Source organism: Sphingomonas sp. AP28, from assembly GCF_056680455.1.
Genome location: NZ_JBWXQI010000007.1, coordinates 1 through 21126, shown reverse-complemented (window position 1 = coordinate 21126; position 21126 = coordinate 1). Strand labels below are relative to the sequence as shown.

Genomic DNA, 21126 nt, shown 5'->3' with positions numbered 1-21126 from the left:
TGATTGCATCGGGATAAACGTCTATGACAAGGGACGGCCGCCCCGGCCGCGTGCTGGTTCCGAGCTTGAAGGGGCGCTGCAAATCGACATTAGAGGCTCCGAGCGCTAGAATTAAGCTACGCTCAATCAGCGACTCCCATGTGCGCCACGTATCTAACGTGAACCCAAATGTTCCCAGCGCACCAGACCGTGGTGACAGGCTCCTATTGCGGGCGAGCTGGAATGCGAAGTCATAGGCTTTCTGCCATTTTGATAGTCGTGGCGGAAGTTGCCGATGTCGACCGCTTGGCTGAACCCTAATTTTTCCGAACCTTGCTACGATCATCGCCAGGGTAGCTCTGATCGCCTCGTCGCGCATGAGCGGTGACAGCGCTGCGGCACCTGCCACCATCGTAGCGGCAAACTCGTTGTCGGGGTTCATGGCATACGAAACTTGGCGCCATCCATCTTCACCAGGGTTGAGCAGATCATCTGGATCAACCTCCGTCGAAATCTCGAATGACTCGAATGTCAGACGGCTCCGAATCCGAAGCGGCGTCCTTCGATTCTCTCCGATCATCCCGATCAACGCACGCGCCGCGAGGTCCGCGAGTGTATTCTGGCTCGAGACGGATGCACTGATAGACCGCAGAGGGTCGAGATATCCATATGTAGTAAAAAGGCTGAGAAAAAGCAGGTCCTCTCGCCAAGCAACACCTGACGCCGCGTATTTTGGTCTGATCTCAAGATCAACGTCCGATGTCAGCGAGATCACCCCAGCGATCCCGGCCGCAATAACCCCGCGATCGGTAATCTCGATTGGATTGTTCTTTAGTCCATGCAGACGCCGGACCCGCTCGCCGGCTTCACGTATGATCTTCTCCGCCACCCCCAATTCGACGCCGGCAATGTTAGCGAGTTCCGTAACGGCAGGAACGGGTGAGCCATACTCGACAATTTCAATGCTAGCAGGGACCTTCAAGCACCCGCCACCGTCTTCAGAGTCGCATAGATGGTCGTTGGTCCCTCTTTAGGCTCAACCAGATGCTGTTTCTGATCGAGGCCGTAAGGGGTATCTAAGATCCTATAGCCAGCAGGATCGTTGCCCGCGCGCAACGCGATACCCATTCCTATTAAGTCCGAATAGAACGCTTCTCGGACATGCGAAACAATCTGCTTCCACCAGACAACCGCCCGGGCAAGTGCCTCATCCACCGATTTTGGAGCTGTCGGATCAGAGAGGAATACACCATGACCTATTCGATAATCCTCACCACGACCTAACGAGATCTGCACATTCACGTGCGACCACGCGCGAAGAGCCGCTTCAACTACGTCCCCCGGACCTGAGGGGATTTCTGGCAACGCAACATCTGGGCCTGAAGCAGCGAGCAGTGCGCGTGGATATTTCTCATCAGGCACGAGTCGATAAGGCTCAAACCGCCTCAGAAAGGCAAGGTCCATTGGCTCCACCGAAACATCAGCTTGGTTCATCGCTGCTAAAATATAGAGATGGTTGGAGAGATACACACCTTTGCTGATGCCTGCATCAGTGAGGATCTGCATCGGCCAACTCATGAGCCCCGGCTTATCGTTCACATCTAAGCGTTTGTCGGCTTCGATTGCGACGATCGCGTCGCCGAACAGCTGCACGGCGGGGCCGCGATTCATTTCGTCGATAATTAGCAGAGCAGCGCTGCCGCCCAGAGCGGCTGCGTTAGCACGGACTAACACCCCGGATGCGACGCGGAAACCGGCAGCGGCGACTGCTGGAACGAAGGCCGATGTGAAATCTCTCGCCTTGGTATTGGCAGAGAACGCGATCCGCTCCACATGACGGGCTGGCCTGTCGGCGCTGGGATAGTCAGTCATGTTGCCGCCCTGCCCAGTCGGAATGCGAGCAGGAATGGCGACCCTTGTCGCCGTCGACATGGTTGCAGCAGGCGGAGTTGTGAACGACGCGGGGTTGGCGAATGCGTCCGCAACCTCTTGGATAAGCCGGGTCTTACCGCAAGCCGGTGGTGCCGACACCAGTACGTTCTTACGCTCCTTTAGCCGGCGCAGGACGTCAAGGGCTTCAGGTGAAACTGCCATATCTTATCCGTAGTAAGAGCCAGGTACTTCAAAATCGATGTACCCTCTCGCGGACTTCGTCACGTTTGCGAGGGCTTCAGCTAGAAAATCGTTCACCAACGGATGCCATTCCTTGCCGTCGATCTGCTTTGAAGTGGCGAACGCGATAAAGGGGGTATCTGCGCCAGTCTGGAACAGCAGGAATAGAAGCCGGCCGGCGTCAGTCGGGGGGTTGAGCCCGAGCTTGCTCACTTGTGTCAATCGGCCCTCTCCCGCCCGAGCGGTGGTCGGCGGTTCGAAGATCAGGTCCTTGACTGCGCTTCCGCCCATGCCGTCGAGAACAGTCACTTTCGATGTGTAGATTGGCACGGGCGTAGGTACGCCGTTCCTCCGCCGCATTGGAGATTCCCTACCAGTCAGGATCCTGCCGAACACGCCATCAAAGTTCTTAAACGGGCGAAAGCGAAGATCGCGGGCACCTCCTCCGGTGCCGCTGCTGGCTGACTTCGCCAAGAACTTTAGCAGATCGCCCTCAACCACCTCCTTGAATGCCAAACGTCGAACTACTCCATCATCCTGACCGGCCATACTGCTCCCCCTATTCTTTCTGTTTAGGCGCTTATTATATTGTATAGAGAAGGAGGAAGACGAAGAGCTTCACGCCAACGCGACTGCATCAAGCGCTGGCTCATCCTCACCGTTCTGCGAAGAAATGTAGGGGATCGCACCTAGGGATTTGGCCGCTTCGAAGCGGGTTGTGGCGGCTGCTTTGCCATCATAGTCCATCAGCGAAAGAAGATAGTCGCGTGTCACAGTGGATCGCCGCTCGCCTGCAAGCGGCGGTTGACTGCGATCCAACGATGCGAAATCCTGGAGAATTACCGCCGCATCGTCTCCCGACACACCATAGGCGTTAAAGCACAACAGGTCGATTCTGCTGCGCAACTCAGCCATCCTCCATGCAGTCCGTGTTCCCGGACTGCTGGTATCCAGTTCCCGCAGCTTCCTTGCCGCCGCTGATATTCGACGTCCGGGAAGAGAAGTCGGCGTTACTGGTGGAAGGGGTACGCTTTGCAGGAGGAAATAGTTGACGGTCGTCGTTAGAACGCGGCGCAGCAACCAATCGAACGCAAAGCTATTGACCATGCCGCACCAGGTGTTGAGCGGCGCCTCTCCCAGAAGGCGGGGGAAAGTGACGGTTGGCACCTTGTTTCCGCAAACGACGCCAGCGGGGACGATAGCTGCCATCATCGAGCGTTCGTTCGTCTGTCCGGCGATGTCGCAGAATCCAGCCCGTATGATCTCGGCGCGTTCTGGGATGCCGGTCGGCAAATCTCTGGCGTCGATCCAGAACTGCGGCTGAACCCTGGCTCCCCCTAACGGGGTGGTTTCCCACATTGCCCGGCGACCCGAACCGGATACGTACGTCTTTGCCCCGAAGCGGTGCTGATGCACCATCCTGCCTTCGACAACGATGAAACAACCGGCAGCGGCGCCGCTGCGGAACCGTGCCCGGTATCGCGACATATCGACCTCGCGGCTGAAGTCTGGAGCCCATAAAGATGTATCGGTATCCCAACTCGTCCCGACCCGCGACATACGACTGAACAGCTGCCATTGCGCTTCGGAGCGTACCTCGGGGACCGTTAGATCTGGGCGCAACGATTGAAGCTCTGCGACCGGAATGATGGCCGGTGAGGTCTCGACGCATCTCTGATCGTCGGCATCGCAGTGGGTCAGGTGGATCGCTGCTCGATCGTCGATAGGACCCTTGTTCCCGGCAACAGCTAGGAACTTGAAGCGCGTATCAATACTGAAAAAGCGCGCCTTGTTGTCAATCACCGCGATATTCAGCTGAGGGAAGCTGTCGAACAGCTTCTTGCGCAATCGACCAGTCGACTTCGAACGGATCAGGCCGGCGGGGAGTAGGGCGGAAATACCGCCGTCCGTTCCGGCGAGTTCGATGAGCAATTCCGTGAAAACTGCAAAGAGGTCGATTTCCCCGCCAGCTAACGAGTACCGAGCTGCCAGCGCGCGCGCGTAGGCGTGAGTGTCAGCACGTTCGGTGAGATAGGCCAATGGGGCTACGTCGTCATGAGCTTGGCCATAATGACGCTCGCACCCTGCGGCGCGTTCGAACTCGTGACGATGAACCTTTAGCTTTTCCCAAGGTGGGTTGGCTACGACCGCGCCAAATCCATGAGGGGAAATTGACCGCCATTCCGTCAGCGGGCGAAGGAGGCTATCACCAACGAACCAGCGCCCCGACATATTTGATATGGCACCCACGTCGTGGGTTAGGGATGCAAGCGATAGTCGCGCGCCTCGCAGAGCGGCAGCGGATACGTCGGCTGCGTGAATGTTTTCGGCAAGCCACCGCGCCCTGGCGCGCCGATCGCCTTGAGCCATTGCAATGGCGGAGGCGACCAACAGAATCCCCGCGCCGCATGCCGGGTCCACGATGGGGCGGCCTAATGGGTTTAGTTCCGCCGCTTTGCGACCGAGTAGTGCCGCAAGGCGGAAATCTGTGTGATGCGCTCCGGCTGCGCGGCGATCTTGCGCCGACAACGGTTCCCGGGCCAATGCGCTGAGGGCGAGCGCTGGATGCATCGGCAGACCGGCGATAGCTGATGCTACAGCTGCACCCATGTCCTGCAACGTCGCGATCGAACCACACGGGACAATGCTGAATTTGGAATGAAACGTCTGTAGGTCGAAGCCGCCGATCAGGGATGCCGTTGCTTCGAGAACTTGCAATCGAGAGTCATAGAGACTCGATTTCCCGAGCCGACTCGCCTGCCGATCAAGGGTACGGTCCGCAGCTCTTAGTAGACCAATCTCAACAGGAACTGGCGCACTCATACAGCGGCCTCAACAACCTCCGGAAGGGGTGGACCTCTTTTAGCTATCTTCTTGTTCAGGCCTAGCTCGTTCCGTTGATACGTTAACACGTATTCGGCAACGTCATCGCCGTTGGAGCTTGCAACCTTGTTCGGCCTGTATCGTGCTAGGGTTTCAACCGGAACACAGTCCACCGTACCGCTAAGAACAAGATTCCTCCGAAGGTCGTCTAGATCAACGTGACCTTCGGCGCTGTACGATAGTAACACTGTGGCGCTGTCCAAGCTTGTAATCAAAGTAGTCAGCGCACCTAGCGCCCGTGTCTTATAGCAGAACGGCGAAGCTTTACTCTTCCAAGGGCGAAGTCCGCTAACGCCTTCAACGGCTGGCTCATCGCCGATTACAATTGTCTCCAATATGTGGTAATAGGAAGCATACTGGCGCTTCGTATAGGGAGGGTCAAGATAGACAACGTCGTCATGCTCAACCTTCAAATCATAAACATCGGCAACGGTTGCGGTGACTTCTACGGGGTCGGTGCGCAGATTACGCTTTCTCAGGTCGATGCGATCGAAAGACGACTTTTGCCATTTGGATAGAAAGCACCCGTAAGTGCCAGCGATGTTGGCAACACGGTTAACTGCGCTGATCATGTCTCCAAGCAAGAGGCGCGTTTCCGCCACTGTGATTGAGCCGCTGGCTTCCCATTGCGCAATCAGGCTGCGCATCGCGTCAATGCGTCCGGCATTCTCTTCCGAAAAATATCGCCTTTCAAAGCCGACAGTCCGCGCCGATGCGGGGCTATATGCCGACCAGATAAAACCCCGAGCCGGCTTGAGCGCATTCAGCTTTCTGAGGGCGGCTTCGTAGCCGCCAATCTCTGCAAACTTCGCATCATCGATTGCGGTCAGACGGGCGCAGGTCATGACAATGGCGCTTTCCAAAGCGTCGTTGACCCATACGGGCCATCCCATGTCCGCTGCGGCCTCGGCCATAGCACCGGTGCCGCAGAAGGCGTCCACGAATCGACCGGCGCCGAGATCGACCGCTTCGATGAAAGGCGACAGAGCCCCGGTCAGCCTAGCTTTTGAACCGATGTAGCGAAATGTCATTGCAACCTCTTTATCGACGCCGCGAAGCCCGTGACGAATTGCACTAGCGCACGGAAGCAACATTCGACTGAAAAATTTGCAGCAGGCGCGATGACAACGAGTGTCGCTGCCGCCTCCTCCCAGCGATGGGTTGAACCACATCGAGTGCTCCTTGGGAATCCCTTCCAATCGACTGCCGCCCGCTTTATATGATAATGTCCTTTATCAGATGAAGAAAGCCCGTTAGATTCCTCACATGCCCTATCGTGTTCAGCTCGTCCCGCAGCCGATCGTCATCGATGCCGATGGCCTGCCCGTTCCCAACTCGCACGTCGTCGAAATCACGTTCCCAGGCGATGCGATCGAAACGATTGTTGGCCGGGTAAACACGATCGTTGGGCCGGGCGTCGCCAAAGTCATCGTCGGCGAGGCCACCATCCGGGGTGTCCCGTTGTGCTGAACGTAGGGTCGCCGCTTGGCGAACGCCTGTCGCCCCATCAGGTCACAGCGGGACTGACGACCAAGGCCGACCAGATTCGCGCTCTTGCCCGAGCCGGCTACCTCCGAACCGAGATCGCGAGCCAGCTCGATATTCGCTACCAGCATGTGCGGCAGGTTCTCGAAAGATCGGGCATAAGTCTGGGGCGACAACAAGACGGCGGTGCTCCTGCCAGCCCCCGTACTAGATCCCCGGTCAAAGCCCGGCGAAAGCCTGAGCCGGTCGTCGTAAGCGAGCCGGTTGCCGCGTCCCGCCTCGTCGAAGCTGGGTTCGTGCGGATCGGACAATGGACATCGATCAGCGACGAGGCTTTCGAGTTGGATTGCATCGTGCCGCCAGAGGCAGGCGTTTATGCATTCGTGGTTGATGGGATCATCCGCTATATAGGATTGACCCAACGCGGCCTCCGGGGCCGCATGGCGCATTATGTGCGAGGACATGTGCGGCAGCGCACCAGCGCGAGGGTGAAGGGGCTTATTCTCGCGGCGCTTGGCGCCGGCAGCAAGATAGAGGTGCTAATCGCGACACCGGAGCCGTCCGAGTGGAACGGGCTTCCGGTGCTGACCGCTCCTGGGCTGGAAGCGGGGCTGATCCGGATGATCCAGCCCGAGTGGAACATGCAGGGGCTTGGCCGATGAACCGGCTCGCTCTCCTGCCCCTGCCCGTATGAGCCGTTATCGTAGTCAAGTCCGCGAGGTCATCAACCGCAACACGGTCGTAAGCCTCGCGCTGGATCAGGGGTTCAATGCCTTCCTGCCCGTTTATGATGGAGGGGTCGATTTCATCCTCTACCGTGAGAGTGATGGCGTTGTTCGCAAGGTGCAGCTTAAGGGTCGCTGGACGATTGATCGCAAATATATCGATCGCGACATATGGATGGCCTTCCCAATCGCCGGTGCTTGGTATGTCATGCCACACGACGAGATGGTTGCGCTGGCCGAAGCAGAAGGCGTGACCAAAACCGTTTCGTGGACGGAGGGCGGCGCTTACTCAAAGCCGCGCCCGTCAAAGGCGACGATAGCCGCATGTGCGTCCTATTGCTTTACCCCGATCGAGGCAGTTGCGGCCGAGGCGGCCGGCGAAGCGGGGTCGATATGAACCAGCTTGCGCCCATTCACTCTCCCACTCTCACATTGCCGGCGTTGATCGCGTCGGCCGACGATCGCGCCCAGCTCCGTTTCCTGGAGTTTTTTGCCGTCACGATCCGCAATCCGCATACGCGCCGCGCCTATGCCCGTGCAGTCGGCGAGTTCCTGGCCTGGTGCGAAGCACGCGGCGTCGCATCGATCACGGGCGTGCAGCCCCTCCACGTCGCTGCCTGGATTGAGCAACTCGGCCGTGAGGTGAGCGTGCCGACCGTCAAGCAGCGGCTTGCAGGCGTGCGTCATCTGTTCGACTGGCTGGTCACAGGACAGGTTGTGCCGACGAACCCGGCTGCGTCGGTGCGCGGGCCGACGCATAGCGTCCGGCGTGGCAAAACGCCGGTGCTAGCCCCCGAAGAGGCGCGGCGCTTGCTGGACGCGATCGACGTGACGACGCCGGCAGGTTTGCGCGACCGGGCGCTGATCGGCCTGATGGTCTATTCGTTCGCACGGATCGGCGCGGCGCTAGCGATGCGCGTGGAGGACGTGTTTGTGCAGAACCGACGCCTATGGGTGCGGCTGCATGAGAAGGGCGGCAAGCGCCACGAGATGCCGTGCCACCACAATCTAGAGGACTATTTGGCCGCATATCTCGACGGATGCGAGCTGCGCGAGGATCGAAAAGGGCCGTTGTTCCGCACGATTGCGCGCGGGACTAAGCGACTAAGCGACACACCCCTCCCCCAGGCAAATGCCTTCCAGATGGTGCGCCGTCGCGCCGTCGCGGCCGACATCGAGACGGCGATCGGCAACCACTCTTTTCGGGCAACCGGGATAACCGCCTATCTGAAAAACGGCGGGACATTGGAGCGGGCCGCGACGATGGCGAACCATGCGTCTACCCGGACCACCCAGCTCTACGATCGCCGTCCGGACGACGTGACGCTGGACGAGGTTGAGCGGGTGCTGATCTAGCGCGACATATATGCAGGAGCGACAAGCATGGCGCGGCTTCAGCCATGATTGTGGCGTGCGACCTGGCGAATTTGCCCGTCCAGGCCGGCTAGTCGGTTTTTCAGCGCGTCAGTGTCGCCCTCCGCTTCTTGGAGTTCGTGACGAGCGACATGGCGTTTAAGGTGCTGCCGGTTCGGGACCGATACGACGTCGCCGTTCACGATAACGCCGGTTATCTCGGCGGGTCGATCCACGAAGGTCTTCTCCTTGTGGTAGCGAAGGCCATACCGGTGGATCATCTGTTTGATTTCCCAGATATCCGAAAGCGGTACCTTTACGCCGGATATGGTCACGTCATCGATATAGACCGTGAGCGTGTAATTGCGCTTCTCGCAGAAGACGTTCATTTCGGCCCACAAGTCGTAGTAGGCGAAGTATGCCATGATCGGGCTGAGCGGACTGCCTGTAGGTAGCCGCTTTTGATAGGTCGATAACGATGTGAGAATGGCCGCTACATCGCGGCGGCACTTCATGATTTTCTCAAAAAACCAAAAGACACGTCGCGATGGCGTGCTGGGGAAAAACTTTTTAATGTCGAGACAGTGCACGACACGACTTCCTCGATGCGATGCCGCGTTTGAGACGTAGCAGCGGCCTTTAACGGGGCAAAACAAGAAGTCTGGCGGATCGATTGAGGAAAGGAGTTTCGCAATATGCGCCTGCACCTTTTTAAGCGGTGGTGCGGGGTTCTCGACGCGGCGCACCCCGCCGCCCTTCTTCTCGATATCGAATTCGTGGTATTGCCCCTCATCCTGACTGAAGGCCGTCAGCTCTGCTATTTCAAGACCTAACACCTGCGCCAATTTCGCGGGGCTACTCACTTTGAACAGTCGCGATTGGTTCAGAGGAAGGGGCTTCCTAGTCGGCATGGGCTCGACCAGAACGAGCTTCGAGGAACTGCATCAGGGCAAGGACTTTGCCGGCAACGAACGACCTTGCGTTATCGTAGGCACCGCCCTGTTCCAAGCTTTCCGAAAAGAACATGATTGACGATACGGGCATGTCAAAAGCTTTCGAATACCGCTGGATGGTATCCAAAGTTGGCGTCTTCGTGCCTTTTTCAATTTCAGAAATATAAGAAGTCGACACGCCAAGGCGTTCGGCGGCCTGCTTTTGCTTTAGGTCGTGGTAGACCCTGATTAAGCGAAGGGCTTCACCCAACATTTATTTGCCTTTCAAAATGTAATTCAGGGTGGCGGTTACTCCCGGAAGATCTTGATAATCGAAAGAATGAGCTGGAGGATCTTCACGATCCCCTGCCCCACCTTGATCACCAGCTTCAATGTTTGCGGGCGGATCAGGGGTTTAGCCCATCGCCGCCGCAAACTCGTTTTCGTCCGCCTACGTTCCCCGTTCAGTTCCAACTTTGACATTGGCTTGGTTTCCTCTCTGCCACCCAATCGCGAAGGATTTCGGAAAGGGCGCCGTCATGGCTCGGAGGAGTGGGGAAGGAACGTTTTTGCCCTGATCACCAGAGCGGGCCCCGGCCGTCCGGGGCGCGCTCGCCGCGCTGCACGGGAGACCCGCACGACCGCAGCTATTGGGTAGCAAGCCGAAGCCTGCCAGGAGGGTTTAACCTCAGTGAATGACGACCGATCCCCTTATTGTCTGAACGGCACTCTCGTCGCCTGAGCAGCGATCCAACGCAAGAAGAAAATCCGCTTAGAGCGGATTAAGTTCCAGTTCCTTGGGCGGGTGTGGCGTGAATGTCACGGTCCCTAGCTGTGTTCAGGCGAGGATTTTGAATCCCGTGCTTCTGGGCGATCGACAGGAGCTTGAGTGCCGCGCCACTGGGCTTTTTCGCCCCGGTTTCCCACTTCTCTAAGCTATTAAGCTATTAAGCTATTAAGCTATTAAGCCCAGTTTGAACAGAAAAGGATCGTCGGCGACATCCGATTAAAGGATGCCGCCGACTTCGGCTTTTACCGCTGACGCATGGTGGGATCGAGCATGAGGTCCATCAGGATGGCCGCAACATCAGGGCCGTGTTCCTCGTAGATTGTGCCGGTACGCATGTTGGTTCCGCGATCAGTGAGCTGCGGCAGTAGCCAGAACACAGAGCCGTCATGCACATCAGGCCAAGTCCATCGCACCTTTACGCCCGTGCCCAATCGTGTCTCCGAGGGCCAGATTTTATCGATCGGATATAAGGCTGCGGTGTCAATCTCGTGCGGACGAGCATCGGTGACTAAGCCAACGCCCTTGATGCGCAGTCCTGCACCTGGCGAAAACGATTTTATAAACGCGATGTCGCCAATCCGGATGGACCGGAGCGTCGCTTCGATAAACGGAGCCTCGCCATCATGCAGCGACGCGGCTGCATTTGGAGGTGTGCTAGGCTCCCAGCCGCTGCACGCGACACCTAGTTGAAGGAAGTAGGACGTAACGTCCGTGACGCCGCCGTAGCTGGCGCCGAAACCAAATATGCTCCTTCTGTGCTCCTTCTGTGCTCCTTGGCTCATGGCCTATGAAGTCAAACACGGCTTCAAGCCGTGCCATGTATATTGGCATTTCGTGGGCCACGGACAAGTCAGGGCCGAATGCTGGCGAATCCACGCGGGGTTCCCATCCTAGCGGTTTCCCTTGCAGCTAAGCGACTAAGCGATATAGCTCGCTTATCAGCTTAGTGGGAGTAACAGCTATGCAGGTATGGGCCGTGATCGCTCAGAAGGGCGGGCAATCCAAAACCACCCTTTCGACCGGGTTCGCCGTCGAGGCGGCGCGGGAAGGGGCATCCGTCGTCATCCTCGATGCCGACGACCGGCAAGGTTCGGCGCTTTACTGGTCGGAGCGCCGCGACGACGACGACGTGACGGTGAAGGACAGCAGCGTTGCAGGCCTGCCGCTTCACGTCTCGCGCGGGCGCGGCAGCGGCAAGATCGACCTTATCATCATCGACACGCCGGCGAACTCCAAAGACATCGCTATGCTCGCGGCCGAGCAGGCGGATTTCGTCATCATCCCCGTTGCGCCGCGCGGGCTGGACGTTCATTCGGTGTTGCAGACCGTCAAGCAGGTGCAGCAGGCCGGCACCCCCTTCGCCGTTATTCTGACCCAGGTTCCGCACCAGGGCGGGGAGGGGCAGGAGGCCCATGCCGGGTTCGCGGCCAAGGGCGTGACGATGTTCGACAGCCGCCTTCACTTCCGCAAGGACTTCTACAAGGCGACGCCGCTTGGACGTACCGCAGCCGAGACGGAGCCGGACAGCAAGGCGGCGGCCGAGCTGCGCGCCGCCTATGACGAAGCTAAGCGACTAAGCGGCTTTGCGACTAAGCCAGTAAGCGAGGCGGCATAATGGCGAAGAAGCCTTCCGCGCTTGCCAGCATCTTCGATGATGAGGTCGAGGAACTGGCACCGGCTCCCGCTCCCGCTCCCGCTCCCCAGTCAGCCCCCGAGCCGCAGCGGGCGGCAGCCCCGCGTCGATCGCGGCGTTCGGCCGATACGCCGGCACCGGCAGTGCCGGAGCGGCGCAGCAGCCACCCGGGCAAGAAGCCGGTGTTGATCCACATTCCCGAGGACATGCATCGCGCGCTTCGCCAGCTTAGCGTGGAGGAGGGTGGGGAACCGCTCACCGTCATCACCGAACGCTTGCTCCGCCAGTATCTCGTCACGCGAGGCCACACGAGGTTCGCCCCGTGAGCAAGCGGCGCGATCCCAACCCCGAGTTCGACCTGTTCATCCCGGCGCTGGGCGACCTTCCGCTCAAGGACCAGCGCGAGGTCATGGAGCGGCCGTTCTTCTCGCTTCAGAAACGCAAGCGATTGAAGCCGATCGAGTATCGCAGCCCGGACGGCGAGGCGTGGGTGCGCGTGCAGGCCATTCCCGACTACGGCATGGCGACGATATGGGACGCCGATATCCTGATATGGGCGGCATCCACGCTCAATCGCATGAAGCAGCAGGGCTTGAACGATCTGCCGCGCACGCTGACCACGACGCCCTACGACCTGTTGCGAGCGATCAAGCGCAGCACCGGGGGTAGGGACTATCAGGAGTTGCAGGCGGCGTTGCTACGGCTGCAAACGACATCGATCACGACCTCAATCCGCGCGACCAAGCGCCGACAGAAGGCTGGCTTCAACTGGCTCGATAGCTGGACCTTCGACACCGACGCCGAGACCGAGCAGCCGCGCGGCATGACGCTGACCCTCTCCGATTGGGTTTATGAGGGGATCGTCAACGAGAAGTCGTTGCTCACCATGCACCCCGACTATTTCCTCCTGTCCGGGGGATTGGAGCGCGCGCTGTATCGCATCGCGCGCAAGCACGCAGGCACGCAGCGCGGCGGGTGGTTGTGCCGGGTACAGGTCTTGCGCGACAAGACGGGCAGCGACGCCCAGCCCAAGGAGTTCAATCGAATGCTCCGGCGGGTGATCGAGGCTGACCAGCTCCCCGACTATGCGATGGAGTTGACCGAGACGACCGACAAGTCCCCGGCCGTGCTGTTCAAGCAGCGCGGCGAAGCGGAGGCGCTAGCGTTCGCCGAGCGGGTGCGGGCCGAGGAAGAGCGGCGCGTCCGCTTCGACGCCGATCGTCGCCACGCCGACGAGGTGGACGCCCGCATGGACCGGCTTGCCGGGCGTCGCTGACTATCGGGGTTTCACCCACCACAGGCCCCACTATCGGGGTTTCACACACCGACCGACGGCCGAGCAGACTTGGGACGGCCACAATCAACGCCACGCAGCCGTCCGCGCTGTGGATAACCGGCGCGAAAAGACCGTTAAAGGCATCGCGGGACTCGGGGTTTCACCCACCTTTGCTTCGGGGGATCACACACCGCACTATCGGGGGATCACCCACCGAATCACGGGGTTTCACCCACCGGACGGTCTTGCAACGCTCTGACAACAAAGCAAAGATTCCGCTTTTTTAGCAGCTTAACCTACTTAACGATTCCTATTTAATAGAATCATTTAACGCTAGAACCTCACCCACTTCGCAACAAGGAAGGCATGTGGAATCGGCCTTTGGCCGATGCGCCTTCGTTTCGTGCCGCCTTCGGCGTCACAGAGGCGGCGCAAGCGCCGCTGGCTAAGCGGGGAAGAAGCAGGGGCAGGTGCCGATGCAATTGCTTGCTACAGTCTCCCAGGCACGTCGTGAGAACAGGAGAAAGGCTTTCGGGTAGTTCCGGGTGCCTGTTGCGGCGAACGTCGCCAGCGGGGCTTAAATCACGCCGGATCGAACAACCCGGCGAACTCGCGCTGGTTGTAATAGCGGATTTTCTCAACCGCGAGCGGGTGTTCGCCCTGGCGGAGCAGCAGGACCTGGTCGGGCCGCATCCGCATGATCTCGTCGGGCGTGGCAAGCCGGCGAGCGGAGACGTGTCCGCTGACGCTTTCCGAAGGGCCCGCACGGTTATCGCCCCAGCCCGTACCGCGCGACGTGCTGACGGTGTCATATTCGATCGTGGTGTCTCCGATCGTGCGCGAGAGCATGTCGGCGGTCGCATGATCGTTGACCCCGAACGTCTGGATCACGCCCGCATTGGACATGAACGTGCCGGCCCGCTCGCCATAGGTCGCCTTGAGCTGGTGCATGTCCTGGAGGATCGGCCAGAGCTGAAGGCCATAGCCCGCCATCAGCCCCATCGCGCGCTCGACCGGTTCGAGGCGGCCGAGCGCGGCAAACTCGTCCAGCAGGAACAGCACCGCCCGGGCAGGGCGGGCGGTGGACCGCGCCATGTCAGTGACGGCCTGGCTCACCAGCAACCGCAGCCAGCGGGCATAGGTATCGAGCCGATCGGGCGGCAGGCACAGGAACACGGTGGCGGTCGTGTCCTTCAATCCCGCGAAGGTGAAATCGGACGCGGCCGTACTGGCGACGATGCGCGGGCTGTCGAGAAAGTGGGTATGGCGCTGCGCCGAGGACAGCACGCCAGCGGCTTCGCGATCGGACTTGCCGAGCTGGCGGTTGGCGGCGCGGGCGATCAGGCCACCGGCGCCGGCGCTGTTCTGCATATCGGCCAGCAGCGCGGCGAAGCCGGCAGGGGCGAGCGTCAGCTTGTCGCGCACCGTTGCCAGCACGCGGCGATCGGCAGGTTCGTGGACGACGGTGTGCAGGATCAGCCCGGCGATCAGCGCCTTGGCTTCCTCGTTCCAGTGGGCCTCGCCCGATTGCCCCGGCGCGTCATGCACCAGCGCGTCGGCGAGGGTGTTGGCATCTTCCGCGAGATCGAGGCTGGCGGGATCGAGCCGGTCGAGTGGATTGTAGCGGGCAGGGGGCTGACCCGACACGCCGAACGGATCAAGGCACCAGACCTTGCCCTTGGCGGAACGCGCGCGGGCGGTGACGCGGGCGTTCTCGCCCTTGGGGTCGATGCAGATCACCGAGCGATCGAGCAGCAGCAGGTTAGGGATGATCGTGCCGACGCCCTTGCCCGACCGGGTGGGTGCCATCGTCAGCAGATGCGCCGCGCCGTCGTAGTGCAGCAGCTTCCCCGACTTCGCCGAGCGGCCGATCAAGAGATCTCCGTTCGCTTCCAGCTTCCGCACGTCGGCACGGTCCCCGAAGCGGGCGGAACCTAGCAGATCGCTGCGCTGGTTAGCGGCGCGCCGGTTGAACCGCCAGGCCAGGAACAGGACCGCGCCGGCCAGCAGGAACGGAATGTCGGTCGCGATCTCGCCATAGCCGAAGATGCTCTTAAGCCAGGCATTGCTCGCCATCAGCACCACGAAGGCAACGAAGACCGCGAACAGCGGGCTGATCCGTCGCCGGGGCATCAGTGCGCACCCATCGGCGTGACCGGCAGGGAACGATCGGCGTCGGGATGATCGAGCAGCCGGAGCAGGATTTGCGACACGAGAGGAGGGGGCACGCCCTCGTCCAGCATCATCGCGAAAAACGCATCGTCGTTGGGCGTCGGGATCATGTTCTCGATGACCAAATTGGCGCGCGAGTCCGCCATGTCCTCCTGCCACATGGCAATTTCCGCCGGCGTGCCGCGCACGAAATCCATCGCGCGGACCTGGCGGCGGATCGTCTCGATATCGAAATCGCTCATGGTGCCTTCCTTCCACCCCGCGAGAGGTTCGTTGCCGTGTGCCGGATCAGTCGCCGGTATGGGCATGCGATGCCGCTACAGGCTTGGACTCAGGGGACTCGCGTTGCCGCAGGTAGATCGAGAGGACGACCAGGACCGCCGTTGAGAGGAACTCGCTTTGCCAATTCTGGAAAGATTCAAACCAGAGCTGTGGATCACCGAGATAGCCCCAAACCGTAGGCGCGACCTCGCCATGCTCACGCGCTTCCTGTGCGGCGACAGCGGCGCTTTGCGTCCAGTGAACAACGAACGACAGCAGAAACAGAAGGAAAAGCACGATGCCGAGCGACCGTGCATAGAGTGCCCGCCAGACAGGCCCCCAGCGCAGGATTGCCGGTGCGCCAGGCTTCATCGCCTGCTGTTCGAGATGCTGATCGCGAGGCTCGCCATCTGGGTCTTTTGATTCCGACGATCCACGTTGAAAGAGCATCGCCGTCAGCACGACGTAGGCCGACATCTGAAGGAACTCGCTCTCCCAGTTTTCGAAAACGGACGACAGGAATTCGGCGCTGATCGCATAGGCCGAAAGCGTCATGATTTTCTGACCATGACGAGCTGCATCGGAGTTGGCGACCTGCCACCCGGCCAGCAAATGGCCAAGGATGCTGCCCCCGAACAGCAGGAGGAGCACGATCGTCAGGCCATTGTTCTTAAAGATGCGCATGATCGATCTTTCCCCATTCACGATGATCGACCGTCACGGCGTCACCCCTCAGCAAGCGAGCTAGAAGGCGCATCGGCCTCAGCGTCGAACGCGCGTTTTCCGCGCCTTTTCCACAACGCCAGCACGTCGCCGGCATCGTCGCCGCGACCGCGTCCGGCGAGATCGAGCAGTGCACCGTAGAGGGTGGCGCGATCGTCATCGGTCAGCTCGACCAGTCCGGCCTTCTGGACCAGCCCGCCCAGCTCAATGAGGTGGCGTGTTCGTTCGCGACGCTGCACGACCCAGCCCCTGCTATCCGTTCGCCGTTCCGCCGCTTCCGCTCGCAGTGTCGCCGCCCGGTTCAGTCGCAGCGCCCGATCCGTCGATTGTAGCAGCGCCGCCACCTTTGCGCCCGCGCCGCTGAAAGAAGGCAGCGCCCTTCGCACGCCATGCCTCCTTCGCGCCGGCATCCTTAGATCCGATCGCGTCCAGCAGCACACCGGCGAGGGTTTCCGCATCGAGCGCATCGGCACCGGTCGCGGCGACCAGTTGCCCGAGCTGTTCAACCCGCTTCGCCTTGAGTGCGCGGGCCTTGTCGCCCAGCGCCTTTAGCTCGGCATCGTAATCGCGAACCTTCCGCATCGTCTTCACCCTTCCGCGTATCGGTCAGCAGCATCTTAGCGCACCCAGCTTGAGGGTAAAGCCAGAACGGCCAGGAAGCAGCACCAAGTCAATCAGGAGGAGCGCAGCGAGTTGTGAGTGCGCGCTTATACGTCGTTGCCGACGTGCGCTAAGTAGGGCAGTGTGAGGAGCGTCATGGCGATCTACCACTTCTCCGCCAAGGTTGTGAGCCGCGCGAACGGATCGAGCGCCGTTGCGAGCGCCGCCTATCGTTCCGCGTCCGAGCTGCACGACGACCGGCTTGGGCGCGATCACGACTTCAGCAACAAGGCGGGCGTGATCCACTCCGAGGTGATGTTGCCGCAGGGCGCGCCGGAGCGTTTAAACGACCGCACGACGCTGTGGAACGAGGTGGAGGCAGGGGAGAAGCGCAAGGACGCGCAGCTTGCCCGCGAGGTGGAGTTCTCGATTCCGCGCGAAATGAACGAGAAGCAGGGCGTCCAGCTCGCCCGCGATTTCGTGAAGAAGCAGTTTGTCGATCGCGGGATGATCGCGGACCTCAACGTGCATTGGGACAAGGCGGAGGACGGGAGCTCCAAGCCGCACGCGCATGTGATGATGACGATGCGTGAAGTCGGGCCGGAGGGGTTCGGGAAGAAGAACCGCGACTGGAACAGCACCGAGCTGTTGAAGGATTGGCGCGAGGCGTGGAGCGCGCACGTCAACTTGGCGATGGCCGAGTTGGGTTTGGAAGGCCGGATCGATCATCGCAGCTATGAGGCGCAGGGGATCGAGCTGGAGCCGCAGCATAAGATCGGACCCGCAGCATCGCGGCGACCGGAGCAGGGGCTTGAGGCGGAGCGGATCGAGGATCACACGCGCATTGCGCGAGAGAATGGCGCGAAGATCATCGCCGATCCCAATATCGCGCTGGATGCCATCACGCGCAGCCAAGCCACGTTCACCACCCGCGACCTTGCGGCGTTCGCGTTCCGGCACAGCGACGGCAAGGAGCAGTTCGACCAGGTGATGGGGGCGGTGCGCGCCAGCCCCGAGCTGGTCGCGTTGGGGAAGGACGGGCGCGACCAGGAGCGGTTCACGTCGCGCGAGATGATCGCGGTGGAGAACCGGCTTGAGCGTGCCGGCGACGAGCTGGCGGGCCGTGCCGGGCATGGTGTCGCCGATCGGCATCGCGAGAATGCGATAGGCGCGGCCAAGGGACGAGGGCTTGTCCTGTCGGCCGAGCAGCGCGACGCCTTCGATCATGTCACCGGCAGCGCCGGGCTGGTGTCGGTCGTCGGTTACGCCGGCAGCGGCAAATCGGCGATGCTGGGCGTCGCGCGCGAAGCGTGGGAGGGGCAGGGCTACACGGTGCGCGGCGCGGCCTTGTCGGGCATCGCGGCCGAGAACCTTGAAGGCGGGTCCGGCATCAGCTCGCGGACGATCGCCAGCCTTGAACACGCATGGGGGCAGGGGCGCGAGCAGCTAGGCCCGAAGGATGTGCTGGTCGTGGACGAGGCCGGCATGATCGGCTCGCGCCAGATGGAGCGGGTGTTGAGCCAGGCGCGTGACGCCGGGGTCAAGGTCGTGATGGTCGGCGACCCCGAGCAGTTGCAGGCGATCGAGGCGGGAGCGGCTTTCCGCAGCGTCACCGAGCGCCACGGCGCGGCCGAGATCACCGAGATACGCCGGCAGCGCGAGGACTGGCAGCGCGATGCTACGCGCGCGCTGGCGACCGGGCGCACCGGCGAGGCGATCCATGCCTATGACGGCAAGGGCATGGTTCACGCGGCCGACACGCGCGAACAGGCGCGGGGCGAGCTGGTGGACGGTTGGGATCGTGCGCGCCAGGCCGAGCCGGACAAGACCCGCATCATCCTTACCCACACCAACGCCGAGGTGCAGAGCCTCAATGGCGAGGCGCGCGACCGGTTGCGCGCATCCGGCGACCTTGGCGACGACGTGACGGTGAAGGCCGAGCGGGGCGAGCGCCAGTTCGCGACCGGCGACCGCATCATGTTCCTGCGCAACGAGCGGGGCATGGGCGTTAAGAACGGCACGCTGGCCACGATCGAGCGGGTATCGCCCGAGGGCATGGCGGTGCGCCTCGATGACGGGCGCGGCGTCGCGTTCGACACCAAGGACTATGCCCATGTCGATCATGGCTATGCCGCCACGTTCCACAAATCGCAGGGCGTGACGGTCGATCGCGCCCACGTCCTCGCCACCCCCGGCATGGACCGGCACAGCGCCTATGTCGGCATGTCGCGGCACCGTGACGACGTGCAGCTTCACTATGGCCGCGACGACTTCGCCGATCAGCGCCAGCTCGTCCGCGCCCTGTCGCGTGATCGGGGCAAGGACATGGCGGGCGATTACGCCAAGCCCGAGCAGGATCAGGCGCGCGCGTTCGCCGATCGGCGCGAGATCCGGTTCCCGGAACGCGCGCGTGAAATGGTGGCGAAGGTCCGCGACAAGGCGCGGGGCATGTTCGACAACTTCCGGCCGAAGCCGGCAACCGAGAAGGCGACGTCGCCGGAGCCTGTCGCGGCCGATCGGCCGCTGGCGCTTTCGCAGGCCCGCGCGATCGAACGCTATGGGCGCGCCGCAGCGGATATAGGCCGGATGCGGGACAAGGGGTTGCCGGTGCTGGCGCACCAGGAACAGGCGCTGGCGAAGGCCGGCGATGCGCTCGACCAAGTGCGACCGCATGGCGCGCGCGACCTCGCCAGCGCGATCGAGCGCAACCCCCAGCTTGCGCGAGACGCGGCCGAGGGCAACACGGGCGGCGCGGCGAAGGCAATGGAAACCGAGCGCCAGGTCCGCACCGACCCGGAGAAACGCGCGGGCCGGTTCGTGGAGCAGTGGCAGGGCTTGAAGGAGGCGCGAGCCAGCATGGAGCGTGCCGGCGACCGTGCGGGTGCGGAACGGCTCGGCAAGCGCATGGAGAGCATCGCGGGCGGGCTACAACGCGACCCGCAGCTCGAATCCGCGTTGCACCGTCGCGCGCCCGAGCTGGAACTGAAAATGGAGCGCGGCCGGTCAATCTCAAACGAGCTGGCGCAGTCGGTTACGATTGGCCGCGACCGCGATCATGGCATGAGCCGGTAGGTGATGATGGACGACGATATTCAGGACGGCGGTGACCCCGCAGAGGCGTTCGACCGGTTGCGCGCCGTGATCGAAGGCCAGGACCGCGAGCTGGCCTTGCTACGCCGTGCCGTGGAGGGTTTGGCGGCCGAGCGGGCGCATATCGACGTTCCGGACTATTCCGAGACGTTGGGGCGGATGCAGCAAGGCGTGGACGCCACGGCCGAGCGTATCGCGGTCATCAACGACGTGATCGCGCGGAGTCCGGCGCTGGCGATGACGCCCGAGCATATGGCATCGCGGATCGCAGCAGCAGCCGTCACGGCGCGTCAGGAGGATCAGCGATCGATCGTAACGCTGCGTACCGCGCTTGAGGACGGGGTGCGCCAGCTCAGCGGTCGCATGGCATCCGCGCGCAAGGGCGACGAGCAGAACCGATGGCTCGCGTGGTCGGCGATCAGCGGGGCGGTGTTCGGCATGGCGCTGTGGGCGGCCGGCGCGGGCCTCGTCGCACGCGCGATGCCGGCAGGCTGGCATTGGCCCGAGAGGATGGCGGCGCAGACGCTGCGCTTGCCGATGTGGGATGCAGGCCGGCAACTGGCGACGACTAGCTCGCCCGAGACATGGAACACGATGGTCGCAGGGGCGATCATTGTTCAGGATAACCGGAAGGTTCTAAACCGATGTTGGAAAGCCGCCGCTAAAATTGGTGAGCCAGTCAAATGTGTTGTCATGACGGGGCAAGCCGATACGGATGCCCGTGAGCGATGACGAAGACCGGTCAACGCTGTGCAGAGGAACTGTTCTTCAGAGCACCTCAATCGCACCCGTTAGGCACTGAGGCGCATCGACGAGACCTTTCAGTCCGTGCGCAAACCGAGATAATCCGCCAAACTCGCTGATACCGTTGATCTCGATGCTAGTTCCCTTGACGGTCCCGGTAGGAAGCTCAACAGTTTCGAGCAGTGCAGTTGATCCGCAGGCGCGAGATTCTCCTGTATTCGGGTAGATCAGAGTCGCGTGTGTTGAACTCGTGGCGTGCATAAATGCCATGGCTTCGTATCGATCGCTCGGAGACACGCCTTCAAACCCACGATCAGAACGACCTTTATACTTTGCATCGAATATAAGTGGAACGCTGTCTCTATTGA

Annotated in this window: 23 protein-coding genes and 1 pseudogene; 9 read left to right on the top strand and 15 right to left on the bottom strand. The window is 61.4% G+C overall.

Going from position 1 to position 21126, the window contains the following annotated elements; all coding sequences use genetic code 11:
• From AC1MH0_RS24040 to AC1MH0_RS24020, 5 genes are all read right to left on the bottom strand, one after another.
• Nucleotides 1-961 (bottom strand): hypothetical protein (locus AC1MH0_RS24040; RefSeq protein WP_480966525.1); only part of this gene is annotated, 961 nt, incomplete at its 3' end.
• Nucleotides 958-2073 carry an AAA family ATPase gene (locus tag AC1MH0_RS24035; RefSeq protein WP_480966524.1) on the bottom strand — a complete coding sequence of 372 codons (1116 nt, stop codon included), beginning with the start codon at nucleotides 2071-2073 and terminating at the stop codon, nucleotides 958-960. The genes AC1MH0_RS24035 and AC1MH0_RS24040, both read right to left, overlap by 4 nt.
• A gap of 3 nt (nucleotides 2074-2076) precedes the next feature.
• The gene (locus AC1MH0_RS24030) at nucleotides 2077-2640 is read right to left on the bottom strand and encodes a hypothetical protein (protein WP_480966523.1); all 564 of its coding nucleotides are present in this window, start codon (nucleotides 2638-2640) and stop codon (nucleotides 2077-2079) included.
• Nucleotides 2641-2709: 69 nt separating this feature from the next.
• Nucleotides 2710-4809, bottom strand: coding sequence for an N-6 DNA methylase (locus AC1MH0_RS24025; RefSeq protein WP_480966522.1), 2100 nt, complete (start codon nucleotides 4807-4809; stop codon nucleotides 2710-2712).
• Nucleotides 4810-4910: 101 nt separating this feature from the next.
• Nucleotides 4911-6146 (bottom strand): DNA adenine methylase, encoded by a 1236-nt coding sequence (locus AC1MH0_RS24020; protein ID WP_480966521.1) that lies wholly within the window; start codon nucleotides 6144-6146, stop codon nucleotides 4911-4913.
• A gap of 94 nt (nucleotides 6147-6240) precedes the next feature.
• Here AC1MH0_RS24020 and AC1MH0_RS24015 point away from each other — a divergent pair, with 94 nt between their 5' ends.
• From AC1MH0_RS24015 to AC1MH0_RS24000, 4 genes are read left to right on the top strand one after another with little or no spacing between them, the layout of a single operon-like run.
• Nucleotides 6241-6444, top strand: coding sequence for a hypothetical protein (locus AC1MH0_RS24015; protein ID WP_480966520.1), 204 nt, complete (start codon nucleotides 6241-6243; stop codon nucleotides 6442-6444).
• Nucleotides 6438-7121: a GIY-YIG nuclease family protein gene (locus AC1MH0_RS24010; RefSeq protein ID WP_480966519.1), complete on the top strand. Its 684-nt coding sequence runs from the start codon at nucleotides 6438-6440 to the stop codon at nucleotides 7119-7121. The genes AC1MH0_RS24015 and AC1MH0_RS24010 overlap by 7 nt, the downstream gene beginning before the upstream one ends.
• Before the next feature lie 28 nt (nucleotides 7122-7149).
• Nucleotides 7150-7581, top strand: coding sequence for a hypothetical protein (locus tag AC1MH0_RS24005; protein ID WP_480966518.1), 432 nt, complete (start codon nucleotides 7150-7152; stop codon nucleotides 7579-7581).
• On the top strand, nucleotides 7578-8540 hold the full coding sequence (locus AC1MH0_RS24000) for a tyrosine-type recombinase/integrase (RefSeq protein WP_480966517.1): 963 nt from the start codon (nucleotides 7578-7580) through the stop codon (nucleotides 8538-8540). Before AC1MH0_RS24005 ends, AC1MH0_RS24000 begins: the two co-directional genes overlap by 4 nt.
• A 38-nt stretch (nucleotides 8541-8578) precedes the next feature.
• Here the strand turns inward: AC1MH0_RS24000 and AC1MH0_RS23995 are convergent, their stop codons facing one another.
• The 4 genes and pseudogenes from AC1MH0_RS23995 to AC1MH0_RS23980 all read right to left on the bottom strand — a co-directional run bounded on the left by AC1MH0_RS23995 (nucleotide 8579) and on the right by AC1MH0_RS23980 (nucleotide 11041).
• A complete protein-coding gene (locus AC1MH0_RS23995) occupies nucleotides 8579-9400 on the bottom strand; it encodes a reverse transcriptase family protein (RefSeq protein WP_480966516.1) in 822 nt (273 codons plus the stop codon).
• 37 nt (nucleotides 9401-9437) lie between these two features.
• A complete protein-coding gene (locus AC1MH0_RS23990; protein WP_480966515.1) occupies nucleotides 9438-9743 on the bottom strand; it encodes a helix-turn-helix transcriptional regulator in 306 nt (101 codons plus the stop codon).
• Nucleotides 9744-10320: 577 nt separating this feature from the next.
• Nucleotides 10321-10410 (bottom strand): annotated as a pseudogene (locus tag AC1MH0_RS23985) (helix-turn-helix domain-containing protein); the annotation flags it as partial.
• A 91-nt stretch (nucleotides 10411-10501) separates the two neighbouring features.
• Nucleotides 10502-11041 carry a hypothetical protein gene (locus tag AC1MH0_RS23980; protein ID WP_480966514.1) on the bottom strand — a complete coding sequence of 180 codons (540 nt, stop codon included), beginning with the start codon at nucleotides 11039-11041 and terminating at the stop codon, nucleotides 10502-10504.
• A gap of 179 nt (nucleotides 11042-11220) precedes the next feature.
• Here AC1MH0_RS23980 and AC1MH0_RS23975 point away from each other — a divergent pair, with 179 nt between their 5' ends.
• The 3 genes from AC1MH0_RS23975 to AC1MH0_RS23965 are packed head-to-tail and all read left to right on the top strand — an operon-like array spanning nucleotide 11221 to nucleotide 13168.
• Entirely contained in the window at nucleotides 11221-11874 is a 654-nt protein-coding gene (locus tag AC1MH0_RS23975; protein WP_480966513.1) for a nucleotide-binding protein, read from the top strand.
• Nucleotides 11874-12218: a hypothetical protein gene (locus AC1MH0_RS23970; protein ID WP_480966512.1), complete on the top strand. Its 345-nt coding sequence runs from the start codon at nucleotides 11874-11876 to the stop codon at nucleotides 12216-12218. The genes AC1MH0_RS23975 and AC1MH0_RS23970 overlap by 1 nt, the downstream gene beginning before the upstream one ends.
• Nucleotides 12215-13168: a replication initiator protein A gene (locus AC1MH0_RS23965; protein ID WP_480966511.1), complete on the top strand. Its 954-nt coding sequence runs from the start codon at nucleotides 12215-12217 to the stop codon at nucleotides 13166-13168. Before AC1MH0_RS23970 ends, AC1MH0_RS23965 begins: the two co-directional genes overlap by 4 nt.
• Nucleotides 13169-13750: 582 nt before the next feature.
• On the opposite strand, the gene AC1MH0_RS23960 is transcribed toward AC1MH0_RS23965, so the two are convergent.
• The 5 genes from AC1MH0_RS23960 to AC1MH0_RS23940 are packed head-to-tail and all read right to left on the bottom strand — an operon-like array spanning nucleotide 13751 to nucleotide 16906.
• Nucleotides 13751-15301 carry a type IV secretory system conjugative DNA transfer family protein gene (locus tag AC1MH0_RS23960; protein ID WP_480966510.1) on the bottom strand — a complete coding sequence of 517 codons (1551 nt, stop codon included), beginning with the start codon at nucleotides 15299-15301 and terminating at the stop codon, nucleotides 13751-13753.
• Nucleotides 15301-15582, bottom strand: coding sequence for a hypothetical protein (locus tag AC1MH0_RS23955; RefSeq protein ID WP_480966509.1), 282 nt, complete (start codon nucleotides 15580-15582; stop codon nucleotides 15301-15303). The genes AC1MH0_RS23960 and AC1MH0_RS23955 overlap by 1 nt, the downstream gene beginning before the upstream one ends.
• 46 nt (nucleotides 15583-15628) lie before the next feature.
• Nucleotides 15629-16285 (bottom strand): DUF6766 family protein, encoded by a 657-nt coding sequence (locus AC1MH0_RS23950; RefSeq protein ID WP_480966508.1) that lies wholly within the window; start codon nucleotides 16283-16285, stop codon nucleotides 15629-15631.
• Nucleotides 16286-16326: 41 nt separating this feature from the next.
• The gene (locus AC1MH0_RS23945) at nucleotides 16327-16563 is read right to left on the bottom strand and encodes a conjugal transfer protein TraD (RefSeq protein WP_480966507.1); all 237 of its coding nucleotides are present in this window, start codon (nucleotides 16561-16563) and stop codon (nucleotides 16327-16329) included.
• Between the two features lie 13 nt (nucleotides 16564-16576).
• Nucleotides 16577-16906: a conjugal transfer protein TraD gene (locus AC1MH0_RS23940; RefSeq protein ID WP_480966506.1), complete on the bottom strand. Its 330-nt coding sequence runs from the start codon at nucleotides 16904-16906 to the stop codon at nucleotides 16577-16579.
• Between the two features lie 174 nt (nucleotides 16907-17080).
• Between AC1MH0_RS23940 and traA the strand changes: the two genes are divergently transcribed.
• Both traA and AC1MH0_RS23930 read left to right on the top strand, forming a co-directional pair.
• On the top strand, nucleotides 17081-19996 hold the full coding sequence (gene traA, locus AC1MH0_RS23935) for a Ti-type conjugative transfer relaxase TraA (RefSeq protein ID WP_480966505.1): 2916 nt from the start codon (nucleotides 17081-17083) through the stop codon (nucleotides 19994-19996).
• A 6-nt stretch (nucleotides 19997-20002) separates the two neighbouring features.
• A complete protein-coding gene (locus AC1MH0_RS23930; protein ID WP_480966504.1) occupies nucleotides 20003-20746 on the top strand; it encodes a DUF6118 family protein in 744 nt (247 codons plus the stop codon).
• Between the two features lie 36 nt (nucleotides 20747-20782).
• Here AC1MH0_RS23930 and AC1MH0_RS23925 read toward each other — a convergent pair.
• Nucleotides 20783-21126: hypothetical protein (locus AC1MH0_RS23925; protein WP_480966503.1), on the bottom strand; the 344-nt coding region annotated here is incomplete at its 5' end.